Below are 13,403 nucleotides of genomic sequence, written 5' to 3'. Positions count from 1 at the left end.
CGGAACCGAATACGCCAGGAACGCACGGCTGCGTTTCCAAGAGGACAGTGAATGTTCGCCCCCGCCAACCAGACGCACTTCAGCCTTCGCATCGAAAACCTCCGGCACGACTTCCAGGTACTCGCCTTCCGCGGTCGCGAAGCCATCAGCCAGCCCTTTCGCTTCGACCTGGAGCTGGTCAGCGAGCGATCCGATCTGGACCTCGACGCGCTGCTGCACCAGCCGGCCTTCCTGATCCTCTCGCCGAGCGGGCAAGGGGTCCACGGACAGCTCACCAGCATCGCCCAGGGGGACTCCGGCAAGCGCCTGACCGGCTATCGCGCGACCCTGGAGCCGCGCCTGGCCTACCTGGGGCTGTGCAGCGACCAACGCATCTTCCAGCGCCTCAGCGTGCCGGAAATCATCGGCCGGGTGCTGGAGGGCCACGGCATTCTCGCCGACGCCTACCGCTTCCAGCTGGGCCCGACGCCGTACCCGGCCCGCGAATACTGCACGCAGTACGACGAAACCGACCTGGCGTTCCTCAGCAGGCTCTGCGAGGAGGAGGGCATCCATTACCACCATGAGTTTTCTGCCCAGGGCCATATGCTGGTCTTCGGCGACGACCAGACCTCCTTTCCGCGGCTGCAACGCCCCGTCGCCTACGTGCAGGACGCCGGGCTGGTCGCCGACCAGCCGGTGGTCAAGCGCTTCGGCGTGCGCTTCGACACCCGTGCCAGCCGGGTTACCCGGCGCGACTACGACTTCGAGCAACCCGCGTTGCAGATGCAGGCCGCCCATGGCCCGCAGCCCGGGGCGCAGCAACCGGACCTGGAGGACTACGACTATCCCGGCCGCTTCACCCACCGCGAGCGCGGCAAGCACCTGAGCCGGCGCGCGCTGGAACGGCATCGCGCCGACTACCTACAGGCCAGGGGCGAAAGCGACGAACCGGCGCTGCTCAGCGGACACTTCCTGACGCTGTCCGCGCATCCCCGCGGCGAATGGAACGATCTCTGGCTGCTTACCGAGGTTCTCCACGAAGGGCGGCAGCCGCAGGTACTGGAAGAGTCGATCGACAGCGACGTCGCGCAGGGCCGGGGCGATTTCCGCCAGGGCTATCGCAACCATTTCGTCGCCACTCCCTGGAGCGCGCATTTCCGTCCCCCGCTGGAGCATCCCAGGCCACGCGTGCTGGGCTGCCAGACAGCGGTCGTGACCGGCCCCGCCGGCGAGACCATCCACTGCGACCAATACGGCCGGGTCAAGGTGCAGTTCTTCTGGGATCGCCTCGGCCAGGCCGACGACAACACCAGTTGCTGGTTGCGCGTCGCCTCCAACTGGGCGGGCAAGCGCTATGGCGGCGTCGCCATCCCGCGGGTGGGCATGGAAGTCCTGGTGGGTTTCCTGGAGGGCGATCCGGATCAGCCGCTGGTCACCGGCTGCCTCTACCACAGCGAAAACCGGGTGCCCTACGAGCTGCCGCAGAACAAGACCCGCAGCGTTTTCAAGACCGACAGCTACCCCGGCGGCGGCGGTTTCAACGAACTGCGCATCGAGGACCGCAAGGGCCAGGAACAGATCTTCGTCCACGCCCAGCGCGACTGGGACGAGAACATCGAGCACGACCAGAAGATCCGCGTCGGCCACGAGCGCCACGACACGGTCGAGGGCGATAGCTACAGCGAGTTCAGGGCCGAGGAACAGCGCACGGTCCATGCCGACCGCAAGGTCGAACTGAAGGCGGCCGACCACCTCAGCGTCGCCGACGCGTTGCACCTGAGGATCGGCACCGGCCAGTTCGTCGAGGCGGGCGACGAGATCCATTTCAAGGCCGGCGACAAGGTAGTGATCGAGGCAGGCATGGAGCTGACCCTAAAGGGCGGTGGCAGCTTCGCCAGGCTCGACCCGGGCGGTGTCACCCTCGACGGCGCCCAGGTGATGATCAACAGCGGCGGCAGCCCCGGCATCGGTAGCGGCGTTCGTGCGCTGTCGCCGCTGCAACCGCTCGCGGCCGACGCCGCGGCGGCGGGAGGCGCCTTGTTGGGAGCCATCGCCCAGAAGATCGGCGAAGCGCCGCAGAAACTCCTGCGTTTCGAACTCAGTCCGTTGCCCGGCGTGGCATCGGCGGCCAGGCAACCGTATCGGCTCTACGCCAACGGTGCCCTCAAGGAGGAGGGCATCGCCGACGAAGGCGGCGCAATCAGCTTCGAACCGCTGCCGGGCGAACGCACCTATCGCATCGAGACCGCCAATGGCCACGCCTACGAAGTGGAGATGGTCGACCAGCCGGACGCACTGCAGGCCGACGATCGGCTCGCCCAGCAGGGGTTCCGCGACTACCGGGCGGAAATGCCCCAGCACAAGCCGCGTTCCGCCCCGGACGCCTACCGGCGCGACGCCTCGCGGCCCGGCGCCGCCGACAAGGATGACCCCACGCCATGAGCGACCTGTACAAACCGCAGACCCTCAAGCTATACGCGCAACAGGCCGGCAGCGTCCGGCTGACCCTCGACTGGTTCGCCAACAAGGCTTTCTACCCGCCGCGCGCGGGTGTGCACATCAAGCCGCTGATCAATGGCCAGGCGGCCTTCGACGCGGTGCATGCGGCGATGGAGGCGGCCCGGCACAGCATCGACATCATCACCTGGGGCTTCGACCCGGCCATGCGTTTCAAACGCCCCGACGGACCGCGAATCGGCGAATTGCTGCAGACGAAGGGCCGCGAAGGAGTGCAGGCGCGAGTGCTGGTCTGGAGCAACCAACTCGCCAGGCTCAAGGAAAACACCATCCCCGGGGCCGGCGTCGGCGGTTCCGGCGGCACCTGGGCGGGCTCGGGCGTCGCCAGCGGCAGCGCGGTGGACAACGAGGTGCTGCGACTGGAGCAGCGGCGCCAGCATAACCTCAACCTCATCGCGCGGCAGCAGGAAGCCCTGGAGCGCTCGGAACGGCTGCACCGCGAAGGCAGGCTGCCGAGCTTCGACCCGCGGGGCGCCGCCCACGCGCGGGCGCGCATCGCCGAGCTGGAGGCGGAGAACGCCGAGATCCAGCGCACTCTCGACAGCAGCGAGGCCCAGGGCTACGGCGGCAAGCGCGGTTCCGGCGGCACCCGCCAGGATCCCTGGGGGCAGATATTCACCCGCGACTGGTTCAAGGCGGTACGCGGCGGTGGGTTGCAGAACGTCGAGTTCCGTACCCGCGACTTCGAGCAGACGGCCAGACCGGTGATGAACGGCGAGCAAGTGCGCCTCGTCAACGGGCGGCTGCAAAGCCTGATCCACCTGTTACGCGCCGATGGCATCGACGACCTGGGCATCGGCCAGTTGCTGGTACTCACCCAGTTCGCCAGCCATCACCAGAAGATGGTCCTGGTCGACTATGGCAGCCCGCAGGCCATCGGCTTCGTCATGGGTCACAACATGCACCGCAACTACTGGGACACCAGCGCCCACCTGTTCGACGACCGCGCCGCCGGTCGCGATCCCGGGTTCGGGCCCTGGCAGGATATCTCCATGCAGGTCCAGGGCCCGGTGCTGGCCGACCTCAGCCGCAACTTCAGCGAGGCCTGGGACCTCGAGACGCCGTGGTACAAGCGCTGGTTCTCGACGCCATCGCTGACCGCCGAGCGCGACGCCTTGCCGCTGCCGAAGATCGCCACGCCCGCCAGCAACAGCGTCGCGCAGATTTGCCGAACCCAGCCGCAGGACGACGAGCGCTCGATCCTGGAGCACTATCTCAAGGCCCTGGGCAATGCCACCGACTACGTCTACATGGAAAACCAGTACTTCCGTTATGCCGGCTTCGCCGAGCGCCTGCGGAAGACTGCGCAGGTGCGCAAGGCCCGGGGCGTGCCCGGCGACCTGTACCTGTTCGTCGTGACCAACACCCCCGACTCCAGCGACGCCTCGAAGACCACCTACGACATGATGAAAGGCCTGGGCCAGGAGCAACTGATGCCGCAGGTACAGCGCGACCTGGCGCATGACTTGCGGGAAAAGCGGGAGCAGTTGAAGCAGGTCAGGGAAAACCTACATCCCGATCCCTATGTCCGGCGCGGCCAGGAAAACAACATCGAACGGCTGGAGCGCAAGATCGAGGCGCTCGAAGAGAAAGGCGTGACGCCGGAAGTCGAGCAACGCCTCGGCGATCTCGGCGCGCAGGAGATTCCCGGACTGGCGAAGAACACCGGCGAGGACGACAAGCCCTATCAACTCGTCGAAGTACCCGGCCTCAAGGTGGTCGTCGCCACCCTGGCCACCAGCGACCCTGCCCCCGGCAGCCCGCCGCCAGCGCGCCTGTCCGCCGAAGCCGAGGCCGCCCTCGGGGCGCCGCCGCTGAAGGCGCGCTACAAGCACATCTACGTGCACTCCAAGCTGCTGCTGGTGGATGACCTCTATACCCTGCTCAGCTCGGCCAATATCAATGTCCGCAGCATGCATGGCGACAGCGAGTTGGGGGTTGCCCAGCCCAATCCGGATTTGGCGAGGGCGATGCGGGAGGAGTTGTGGGAGCTACATGCCCAGAAAGTGGCTACGACAACCGAAAAAAACTTCAAACTCTGGAATCAGAAAATGGATGCGAATTGGAGACAGCAACGTAAAGACGAGCCTTTGGTAGCTAACTTGCTTCGCTTCTGGGATGTCGTGACACCTTATAGCCCCGGTCTCACGGTGGACTGAATGATGCGTCCATTATGTTTTTTTCTCTTGATTTTTTTGTTGTCGGGAAATCCTGTCATGGCGGCTGAACTACGACCTTTTATATGCGTTAACGAAAAAGACCACTTGCCATCTCTAGATCCTCAGGCTGATGCATGGTATCGGGAGGCAGTAGCTCTCGCCAAGCCCGATACCCTGCGTCCCTGGGATCGTATCGTCGATCTATACAGTAAGGCAGTTGAGCGTGGTCACTGGAAGGCTATGCATAACTTGGCGAGCCTCTATCGTACCGGTTGGCCAGGCGGTGTGGAGAAGGATACTCAGAAAGCTCTAGATCTCTACCAGAAGATGATCGATTTGAAGGTTCCTCAAGGTTTCTACGATATGGCGGCAATGATCGGAAATCGTGCTGGCGTCAAGAATCCTGCGACTGATGGACTTACCTTTCTCGATAAGGCTGCAAGCTTGGGTAATCCACCAGCATTAACTGAGTTAGGAAGGCTATATATATATGTTGCTGGTCAGGATGAGTTGGGGCTGAAATATACGAACTGTGCTGCAGGCCAGGGCTATGCTCCTGCCAATTACGAGTTGGCGATGTACTATCGTTTGGTGGCACATAACTACCCAAAGGCGGCAGGCTATTACCTTCTTGCTGCAAGCCAAGGAAATGATGATGCTGCCTTCTTCATGTCCGGAGTTTTTGATAAGACTAGTCCCGATGTTGACAGAATGTGGTACGCCCCCGATGAGAAGCTGCACAAACTATATGATGGTATTTACGATCAACTTGCCGCTGATCCTGATTTGCGTTTTCCCAATTTGATAAAGGACCATCCTCTGCCTCCTCACCCGACCCAGGGCTACGACGCAGATCGGCCCGACTGGAAACCGGGGCAGTGATGCGGCTGATGGCTATTGGACTTTGGGCCGTGCTCTGTCTTGCAGGCGTCCCCGTGATGGCCAACAGCAAACCATTTGTCTGCGCTAATGAAAAAGACCATCTGCCGCCGTTGGATCCGCAAGCCGATGCTTGGTACCGCGAAGCAGCCGCCTTGGCCAAGCCCGATACTCTGCGGCCTTGGGGCCGTATCGTCGAGCTTTACAGCAAGGCAGTGGAGCGCGGTCATTGGAAGGCCATGCATAATTTGGCGAATCTTTATCGTACAGGGTGGCCCGGAGGAGTAGAAAAAGATCCGCAGAAGGCATTGGATCTCTATCAAAAGATGATAGATCTGGATGTGCCTCAGGGGTTCTATGATATGGGGGCAATGATTGGTAATCGTGCCGGTGTTAAGAACCCTGCTACCGATGGTCTGACCTTCTTGGATAAAGCCGCTAGTTTGGGGAACCCGCCAGCACTGACCGAGTTGGGTAAACTCTATATTTATGTGGCCAAGGAAAAGGAATTGGGGCTGGCGTATGCCAGTTGTGCTTCCAGTCAAGGTTATGCTCCGGCGAGCTATGAGCTTGGAAGCTACTATGAGTTGGTTGAAAATAATTATCCAAAGGCACTTAGCTACTATCAAGTCTCCGTCTCTCAAGGCGGCAGGAGTGCAGCCTTTTTTCTCTCGCGCGTCTTCGGAAAGAGGACGCCTCCTTCAAGTGCAATGTGGTATACGCCGGATGAAAAGCTTGAGAAATTCTACTACTCCCTCTATCTGCAAATTGATGCCGACCCCGATCTTCGTTTTCCCAATTTGGTAAAAGATAACCCCTTGCCACCCCACCCCGTCCAGGGCTACGACGCAGCTCGACCCGACTGGAAGCCGGGTCAGTGATTCGGCTAATGGCTATTGGAATATGGGCTGTACTTTGTCTCGCAGCAGTTCCCGCTATGGCTGACAGCAAGCCTTTTGTCTGCGTTAACGAAAAGGACCATCTACCCCCTCTGGACCCGCAGGCCGATGCTTGGTATCGCGAAGCGGCGACCCTGGCCAAGCCCGATACCTTGCGTCCGTGGCCTCGTATCGTCGGGTTGTACAGCAAGGCGGCCGAGCGCGGCCACTGGAAGGCCATGCACAACTTGGCGAATCTTTATCGTACAGGGTGGCCCGGAGGAGTAGAAAAAGATACGCAGAAGGCATTGGATCTCTATCAAAAGATGATATATCTGGATGTGCCTCAGGGGTTCTATGATATGGGAGCAATGATTGGAAATCGCGCCGGGGTTAAAAACCCTGTAACTGACGGACTTACTTTTCTTGATAAGGCTGCTAGCCTAGGAAATCCGCCGGCACTAACCGAGCTAGGTAAGCTCTATATATATGTGGCCAAAAAAAAGGATTTGGGGTTGGCGTATACTCACTGTGCTGCTAGCCAGGGCCATGCGCCGGCTAGTTATGAGTTGGGGGCGTATTACAAGATAGTAGAGCATAATTTTCCAAAAGCATTGGGTTATTATCAGGCGTCAGTCTCTCAGGGCGGAAAGAGTGCGGCTTTATTTATCTCCGGTGTTTTTGATAAAGCCAGTCCTGATGTCGATAGAATGTGGTACGCCCCCGATGAGAAGCTGCACAAACTATATGATGGTATTTACGATCAACTTGCCGCTGATCCTGATTTGCGTTTTCCCAATTTGATAAAGGACCATCCTCTGCCTCCTCACCCGACCCAAGGCTACGACGTGGACCGCCCAGACTGGAAGCCGGAGCGGTAAGTACGCGAGGCGTGGGCCAGAACGACGTCCAAGGTTTCCAGCGGCAGGCCAGGCGGCAAATGCTACATCTGCACGGCCCGCAAACGCTCCTCGGCCTGGCGGGTGAGCATCCGCAGCAGCGGAGCGAGGGTGTGCGGCGGGGTTTCGTCGGCGCGGGTGATGGCGTAGAGGGTGACCGGGAAGGCCGGGCTCAATGGGCGGATCGCGGTGCTGTGCGGGTCGGCGCCGAGGGCGGTGAAGGGATCGACCAGCGCCAGGCCCGCCCCAGCCTCCACCAGGGCGCGGGCGAGGGCGTAGGTCTGCACGGCGATCTTCACCTGCGGCGGTGGCTCCACGGCGCTGAGGTAATCCTCCAGGCGGGCGAACAGTGGGTCGGCGGTGGACAGCCCGATCAGCGCTTCGCCGGCCAGCCCGGCCAGGCTCAGCGGCTGCCGGCGTTCCGCTTCGGGCCAGTGTTTGCGCGGCGCCAGGGCCACCAATACGCCGCTGGCGATGGCTTCGCCGCGCAGGCCGGGGTGTTCCGGCTGCTTCAGGCTCAGGGCCAGGTCCAGTTCGCGCATCAGCAGGCCCTGCACCAGCTCGCGCGAATGCAAGGTGGCCAGTTCGCAGCCGCTCTGCGGATAGCGCGCGCTCCATTCGCCGATCGCCCGCGGCAGCAGCGACAGCGCCAGGGCCGGGGTGGCGCCGATGCGCAGGCTGTGGCCCGGCTGGCGCCGCAGGTTCTGCGCCAGGCGCCGCACCGCCTGCAGGCTATCGCTGAGCTTGGCCACTTCGCGCTCCAGTTCCAGCGCTTCCGGAGTCGCCAGCAGCTTGCCGCGCACTCGCAAGAACAGCGGGAAGCCCAGTTGCTGCTCGGCGTGCTGCAGGACCTTGCTCACCGCCGGTTGGGACACATGCAGCAACTGTGCGGCGCCGCTGACCGAGCCAGCCTGGCGGATCGCCTGGAACACTTCGATATGGCGGAGCTTCATCGGCGCGATCCCATAACCTGGATTTATACCCTGGCCATCTTTATTCATTGTCCTACCGCTGTCATCCGCACCTATCGTCGAAGCCCTGGAAAACACCTGGATAACGATTGTCATGGCTCAGCGGGTTTGCATCATCGGCGCCGGCGTGGTCGGCCTGGCCACGGCCTACGCCCTGGTTCGCGAAGGATTCGACGTGATCCTGGTGGAAGCGCGCGAGCGGGGCGGGCTGGAAACCAGCTACGCCAATGGCGGGCAGTTGTCCTATCGCTACGTGGCGCCATTGGCCGACAGCGGCGTGCCGGCCCAGGCGCTCGGCTGGCTGCTGCGCAACGATGCGCCGTTGCGCCTGCGGCCGCGTCTTGATCCGGCTCAGTGGCGCTGGCTGCTGGGCTTCCTCGCGGCCTGCCGCGGCTCGCTGAACCGCCGCAATGCCGCGCACCTGCTGCGCCTGGCATTGCTCAGCCAGCGCACCCTGCAGGCCTGGCGCGAGGAGGATGGCCTCGATGGCTTCGACTGGCGGCGCAACGGCAAGCTGGTGGCGTTCCGCCAACCGGCCAGCTTTGCGCGGGCTCGCCAGGGCCTGGCCGATCCCTCGGCGCAATTCGTCCTGTCCGCCGCCGAGTGCCGCGAGTTGGAGCCGGCCCTGTCCGACGCGCCCTTCGTCGGCGGCATCCACACGCCGGACGAGGAGGTCGCCGACTGCCATGCCTTCTGCGTGCAACTTGCCGAGCGCCTGCAGGCTTCCGGACATTGCCGGCAACTGCATGGCCGCAGGGTGACGAAGATCGTCGAGGGCGGCGCGGCGGTGCGTGGCGTCGAGGTCGGCGGCGATCTCATCGAGGCCGATCATGTGGTGCTGGCCGCCGGCTACCGCAGCGCCGAATTGATGCTGCCGGGCCTGCGCCTGCCGCTATACCCGCTCAAGGGCTATAGCCTGACCCTGCCGGTCGGCGCGCAGCACCGCGCGCCGGATACCAGCATCACCGATTACGACCGCAAGATCGTCTACGCGCGAATCGGCGAGCGGCTGCGGATCGCCGCGATGGTCGACATCGTCGGCTTCGACCCCGGCCTCGAGCCCGCGCGCCTGGCACTGCTGCGCCAGCAGGCGCGAGACACGTTCCCGCAGGGCGGCGATTTCGACGCCGCCGTCGAATGGGCCGGCATGCGCCCGGCCACGCCCACCGGGGTACCGCTGGTGGGCAACGGCGGCTACCGCAACCTCTGGCTCAACCTCGGCCACGGCGCGCTCGGCTTCACCCTGGCCTGCGGCAGCGGGCGCCTGCTGGCCGAGCAGATCGGCCGCCGCCCGCCGAGCATCGATACCTCTGGCCTGCTTCCGCGCGGCGCGCTGGCTGGCTGAATTCCCCTCGACCTGGAGCACTCCCATGGAACCGACCCGTATCGCCACCAACGACCGCCTGTCCGCCGCGGTCTGCTTCGACGCCCTGGTATTTCTTTCCGGCCAGGTGCCGGGCCAGGCCGAGGATATCCATGGCCAGACCCGCGAGGTGCTGGCGAAGATCGACGCGCTGCTGGCCGAGGCCGGGTCGCGCAAGGAGCGTATCCTCAGCGCGACCATCTACCTGAAGGACATCGCCCGCGATTTCGCCGCCCTGAACGAGGTCTGGACCCAGTGGTTACCGACCGGCCAGGCGCCCAGCCGGACCACCGTCCAGGCGGAGCTGGCGCGTCCGTCGGTGCTGGTGGAGATCACCGTGGTGGCGGCCAGGGGCTGACTTACTTTCCATAGCCATAAGAAAAAAGAGGCAGAACCTCCGATGAAAATCCTTGTATCCAGCACTCTCGCACTCTCCCTGTCGCTCGCCATCGGCGCCGCGCAGGCCGAGGAACTCAGCGGCACCCTGAAGAAGGTTGCCGACAACGGCACGATAACCCTGGGTTATCGCGATGCCTCGGTGCCTTTCTCCTACCTTGGCGATAACAGCGGCCAGCCCATGGGCTATTCGGTGGAACTGGCCGACAAGGTGGTGGAGCGGCTCAAAAGCACCCTCGGCAAGCCGGAACTCAAGGTGAAGTACAACCTGGTCACTTCGCAGACCCGTATCCCTCTGGTGCAGAATGGCACCGTCGACCTGGAGTGCGGCTCCACCGGGGTCACCGCCGAGCGGCAGAAACAGGTGGCGTTCTCCTACGGCTTCATCTACGTCAAGGGCCAGTTGCTGACCCGCAAGGACAGCGGCATCGCCCACTTCGACGACCTCAAGGGCAAGAACGTGGTGACCACCGCCGGCACCACCAACGAGCGCTACCTGAAGAACTACAACGCCGAACACAAGCTGGGGATGAACGTGGTCAGCGCCAAGGACCACGGCGAAGCCTTCCAGATGCTGCAATCGGGTCGCGCGGTGGCCTTCTACATGGACGATGCGCTGCTCTACGGCGAACGCGCCAAGGCGCGCCAGCCGCACGACTGGGTGGTGGTCGGCGAGCCGCAATCGCGGGAGATATACAGCTGCATGGTGCGCAAGGACGACCCGCAGTTCCTTGCCCTGGTCAACGAGACCCTGGCCGGGCTGTATCGCTCGGGCGAGATACAGGGCATCTACCAGCGCTGGTTCCAGCAGCCGATCCCGCCCAAGGGGTTGAACCTGGAGTTTCCCATGACCGCGGAGCTGAAGGCGATCCTCGAGAACCCCACCAGCGATCCGGTGCAGTGAGCGTCTAGCGCTGCAGGCCGAGGTGGCGGATCGACGGCGTCGGCGCGTCCAGGCGCGACCAGACGTCGTCGGCCAGTTCGGCCGGATAGAACGACGGTAGGCCAGGCAGTTCGTCGCGGGCGATCCAGCCGACCTCGCGGATATCGAACTCGTCGCCGCCCAGGCCCTTCAGGTTGGCCAGGGTCGGCTCGCCACGCCAGGCGTCGATGCGGTAGAACAGCTCCATGTGGAAGCGCCCGGCGGCGGGTTCGGCGAATTCGCGCACGTAGACCAGCGGGCCGACGTCCACCCGCAGGCCGGTCTCCTCGAAAAACTCGCGCCGGACGGTATCCTTCGTCGATTCGTCGCATTCCGACTCGAAGCCGCCGCCGGGCGGAATCCAGTAGATGTCGCCGCCGACCTCGTGGCGGACCAGCAGGATGCGTTGCTCCACCACCAGCAGGCCGGCGGCGCGGATACGGTGTCGCAAGGCCTCGGCCATGCTCGTTCTCCCGGCGCCAGGCGCCGTTGCTTGGATTGATGGTTTCCCCTCTACCGGGGCGGACATGAAAGCCGCTCGGTTTTTTTCCCGGCGCCGAAGTATCATGCGCGGCAGAGCAAAGGACGGGCCCCGCTGTCGACGTTTGCGCCGGGGGCCGAACACATCGCCTCGGGAGCGCATCATGCTAGTTCTGTATCCGGAAATTAAACCCTACGCTCGCCACGAGCTGGCCGTCGACGAACCGCATGTGCTGTATGCCGACGAAAGCGGTTCGCCGGACGGACTGCCGGTCGTCTTCGTCCACGGCGGCCCCGGCTCCGGTTGCGATGCCCTGTCGCGTCGCTTCTTCGATCCCAACCTCTACCGTATCGTCACCTTCGACCAGCGCGGTTGCGGCCGTTCCACGCCCCACGCCAGCCTGGAGAAGAACAGCACCTGGGAGCTGGTGGCGGACATGGAGCGCCTGCGCGAGCACCTGGGTATCGAGAAGTGGGTGCTGTTCGGCGGTTCCTGGGGCTCGACCCTGTCGCTGGCCTACGCGCAGACCCATCCCGAGCGGGTCCATGCGCTGATCCTGCGCGGCATCTTCCTCTGCCGTCCGCAGGACATCCACTGGTTCTACCAGGAAGGCGCCAGCCGCCTGTTCCCCGACTATTGGGAAGACTATGTCGCGCCGATCCCGCCGGAAGAGCGCGGCGACCTGCTGGTGGCCTTCCACAAGCGCCTGACCGGTAGCGACCAGATCGCCCAGATGCACGCTGCCAAGGCCTGGTCGACCTGGGAGGGCCGCACCGCCACGCTGCGCCCCAACCCCATGGTGGTGGACCGCTTCACCGAGCCGGGCAGGGCGCTGTCGATCTCGCGCATCGAGAACCACTTCTTCGTCAACCAGGGCTTCCTCAGGCCCAACCAGTTGCTCGAGGACATGCACCGCATCGCCCATCTGCCTGGCGTGATCGTGCATGGCCGCTACGACGCCATCTGTCCGCTGGACAATGCCTGGGCCCTGCACCAGGCCTGGCCGAACAGCGAACTGCAGATCATCCGCGACGCCGGGCATACCGCCAGCGAGCCGGGGATAGTCGATGCGCTGGTGCGCGCCACCAACGAGATCGGCCGGCGACTGCTCGACCTGCCGCCGGAGGCCGAATGAAGGCATTGCTGCAGCGCGTCGGCGCGGCGCGGGTGGAGGTTGGCGGCGAAATCGTCGGCTCCATCGATCGCGGCCTGCTGGTGCTGGTCGGGGTCGAGCCCGAGGATGGCGAGCGTTGCGCGGCGAAGATGCTGCACAAGCTGCTCAACTACAGGGTGTTCGGCGACGACGAGGGCAAGATGAACCGGTCCTTGCTGGACGTGCAGGGCGGCTTGCTGCTGGTCTCGCAATTCACCCTGGCGGCGAACACCCGCAGCGGACTGCGTCCGAGCTTCTCCAGCGCGGCGCCGCCGGCGCAAGGAGAGGCGGTGTTCGAGCACCTGGTGAAACTGGCGCGGGAGGCCTATCCGCAGGTGGCGACCGGGCGTTTCGGCGCCGACATGCAGGTGCACCTGGTCAACGACGGGCCGGTGACCTTCCTGCTGGAGAGTTGATCGGCGTCGAGGGGATTTTCCCCAAGGTGCTTCAGGGAGGGATGGCGGGGCCGGAACGGTGAATTTTTGTGACAGATACATGGCCTTTTGTCACAACCTCGGTGCATCATCCGCACGCCGATTTCATGCTGTACAGGACAGGCCGGCCGGCATCCCGATGCCGGGCGGGGCGTCCTGCAACCCAATGGACGGGAATCATTCCGCCCGGGCAGGGTCGGAACCTCTGGGGTCGCTAGCCGACGAGCGGCATGCCCCCTGGTCTTCCAGGCCCGGTGCACGTAACGCGAATGACTGGAAACAGGCATTCTTTTTGTCAGATCGCGCCAAATCTGGCTATCTATCGGGTTTGGCAGCGAATGTGGCGAAACCATGTTCGACCGGCACTCC

Annotated in this window: 12 protein-coding genes; 10 read left to right on the top strand and 2 right to left on the bottom strand. The window is 63.8% G+C overall.

The window, feature by feature from the left end:
• Positions 1-51: 51 nt before the first annotated feature.
• The 5 genes from LJF27_RS02045 to LJF27_RS02025 are packed head-to-tail and all read left to right on the top strand — an operon-like array spanning position 52 to position 7,296.
• Positions 52-2,424 (top strand): type VI secretion system tip protein VgrG, encoded by a 2,373-nt coding sequence (locus LJF27_RS02045; protein WP_023111962.1) that lies wholly within the window; start codon positions 52-54, stop codon positions 2,422-2,424.
• Positions 2,421-4,658: a type VI secrection system-dependent phospholipase D effector PldB gene (gene pldB, locus LJF27_RS02040; protein ID WP_019396198.1), complete on the top strand. Its 2,238-nt coding sequence runs from the start codon at positions 2,421-2,423 to the stop codon at positions 4,656-4,658. The genes LJF27_RS02045 and pldB overlap by 4 nt, the downstream gene beginning before the upstream one ends.
• A complete protein-coding gene (locus tag LJF27_RS02035; protein ID WP_003115526.1) occupies positions 4,659-5,540 on the top strand; it encodes a tetratricopeptide repeat protein in 882 nt (293 codons plus the stop codon).
• Positions 5,541-5,548: 8 nt separating this feature from the next.
• Positions 5,549-6,418, top strand: coding sequence for a tetratricopeptide repeat protein (locus LJF27_RS02030; RefSeq protein ID WP_004352479.1), 870 nt, complete (start codon positions 5,549-5,551; stop codon positions 6,416-6,418).
• Between the two features lie 8 nt (positions 6,419-6,426).
• Positions 6,427-7,296 carry a tetratricopeptide repeat protein gene (locus LJF27_RS02025; RefSeq protein ID WP_078465401.1) on the top strand — a complete coding sequence of 290 codons (870 nt, stop codon included), beginning with the start codon at positions 6,427-6,429 and terminating at the stop codon, positions 7,294-7,296.
• A gap of 62 nt (positions 7,297-7,358) precedes the next feature.
• On the opposite strand, the gene LJF27_RS02020 is transcribed toward LJF27_RS02025, so the two are convergent.
• Positions 7,359-8,315, bottom strand: coding sequence for a LysR family transcriptional regulator (locus LJF27_RS02020; RefSeq protein WP_078465400.1), 957 nt, complete (start codon positions 8,313-8,315; stop codon positions 7,359-7,361).
• 64 nt (positions 8,316-8,379) lie between these two features.
• On the opposite strand from LJF27_RS02020, the gene LJF27_RS02015 reads away from it, so the two are divergent.
• The 3 genes from LJF27_RS02015 to LJF27_RS02005 are packed head-to-tail and all read left to right on the top strand — an operon-like array spanning position 8,380 to position 10,948.
• Positions 8,380-9,630 (top strand): D-amino acid dehydrogenase, encoded by a 1,251-nt coding sequence (locus tag LJF27_RS02015; RefSeq protein ID WP_023116801.1) that lies wholly within the window; start codon positions 8,380-8,382, stop codon positions 9,628-9,630.
• A 25-nt stretch (positions 9,631-9,655) separates the two neighbouring features.
• Entirely contained in the window at positions 9,656-10,006 is a 351-nt protein-coding gene (locus LJF27_RS02010; RefSeq protein WP_003095925.1) for a RidA family protein, read from the top strand.
• Positions 10,007-10,048: 42 nt separating this feature from the next.
• Positions 10,049-10,948, top strand: coding sequence for a transporter substrate-binding domain-containing protein (locus LJF27_RS02005; RefSeq protein ID WP_003103446.1), 900 nt, complete (start codon positions 10,049-10,051; stop codon positions 10,946-10,948).
• Between the two features lie 4 nt (positions 10,949-10,952).
• On the opposite strand, the gene LJF27_RS02000 is transcribed toward LJF27_RS02005, so the two are convergent.
• Positions 10,953-11,429 carry an NUDIX domain-containing protein gene (locus LJF27_RS02000; RefSeq protein ID WP_003095920.1) on the bottom strand — a complete coding sequence of 159 codons (477 nt, stop codon included), beginning with the start codon at positions 11,427-11,429 and terminating at the stop codon, positions 10,953-10,955.
• 181 nt (positions 11,430-11,610) lie between these two features.
• On the opposite strand from LJF27_RS02000, the gene pip reads away from it, so the two are divergent.
• Positions 11,611-12,582 carry a prolyl aminopeptidase gene (pip, locus tag LJF27_RS01995; RefSeq protein WP_023116800.1) on the top strand — a complete coding sequence of 324 codons (972 nt, stop codon included), beginning with the start codon at positions 11,611-11,613 and terminating at the stop codon, positions 12,580-12,582.
• Positions 12,579-13,016: a D-aminoacyl-tRNA deacylase gene (dtd, locus tag LJF27_RS01990; protein WP_003103447.1), complete on the top strand. Its 438-nt coding sequence runs from the start codon at positions 12,579-12,581 to the stop codon at positions 13,014-13,016. The genes pip and dtd overlap by 4 nt, the downstream gene beginning before the upstream one ends.
• Positions 13,017-13,403 lie beyond the last annotated feature (387 nt).

Source organism: Pseudomonas sp. 203-8 (assembly GCF_020708595.1).
Classification (GTDB): Bacteria; Pseudomonadota; Gammaproteobacteria; order Pseudomonadales; family Pseudomonadaceae; genus Pseudomonas; species Pseudomonas aeruginosa.
The sequence above is the reverse complement of the archived record's forward strand: the minus strand, read 5'-3'. Positions and strand labels throughout refer to the sequence as shown.

What these genes read in the sequence shown, in the direction of transcription:
- LJF27_RS02030 (WP_004352479.1), top strand. Translation starts at nt 5,549, where the DNA reads ATGGCTATTGGACTTTGGGCCGTGCTCTGTCTTGCAGGCGTCCCCGTG.
- LJF27_RS02005 (WP_003103446.1), top strand. Translation starts at nt 10,049, where the DNA reads ATGAAAATCCTTGTATCCAGCACTCTCGCACTCTCCCTGTCGCTCGCC.
- LJF27_RS02015 (WP_023116801.1), top strand. Translation starts at nt 8,380, where the DNA reads ATGGCTCAGCGGGTTTGCATCATCGGCGCCGGCGTGGTCGGCCTGGCC.
- dtd (WP_003103447.1), top strand. Translation starts at nt 12,579, where the DNA reads ATGAAGGCATTGCTGCAGCGCGTCGGCGCGGCGCGGGTGGAGGTTGGC.
- LJF27_RS02045 (WP_023111962.1), top strand. Translation starts at nt 52, where the DNA reads ATGTTCGCCCCCGCCAACCAGACGCACTTCAGCCTTCGCATCGAAAAC.
- LJF27_RS02020 (WP_078465400.1), bottom strand. Translation starts at nt 8,315, where the DNA reads ATGAATAAAGATGGCCAGGGTATAAATCCAGGTTATGGGATCGCGCCG.
- LJF27_RS02000 (WP_003095920.1), bottom strand. Translation starts at nt 11,429, where the DNA reads ATGGCCGAGGCCTTGCGACACCGTATCCGCGCCGCCGGCCTGCTGGTG.
- LJF27_RS02010 (WP_003095925.1), top strand. Translation starts at nt 9,656, where the DNA reads ATGGAACCGACCCGTATCGCCACCAACGACCGCCTGTCCGCCGCGGTC.
- LJF27_RS02035 (WP_003115526.1), top strand. Translation starts at nt 4,659, where the DNA reads ATGATGCGTCCATTATGTTTTTTTCTCTTGATTTTTTTGTTGTCGGGA.
- pip (WP_023116800.1), top strand. Translation starts at nt 11,611, where the DNA reads ATGCTAGTTCTGTATCCGGAAATTAAACCCTACGCTCGCCACGAGCTG.
- pldB (WP_019396198.1), top strand. Translation starts at nt 2,421, where the DNA reads ATGAGCGACCTGTACAAACCGCAGACCCTCAAGCTATACGCGCAACAG.
- LJF27_RS02025 (WP_078465401.1), top strand. Translation starts at nt 6,427, where the DNA reads ATGGCTATTGGAATATGGGCTGTACTTTGTCTCGCAGCAGTTCCCGCT.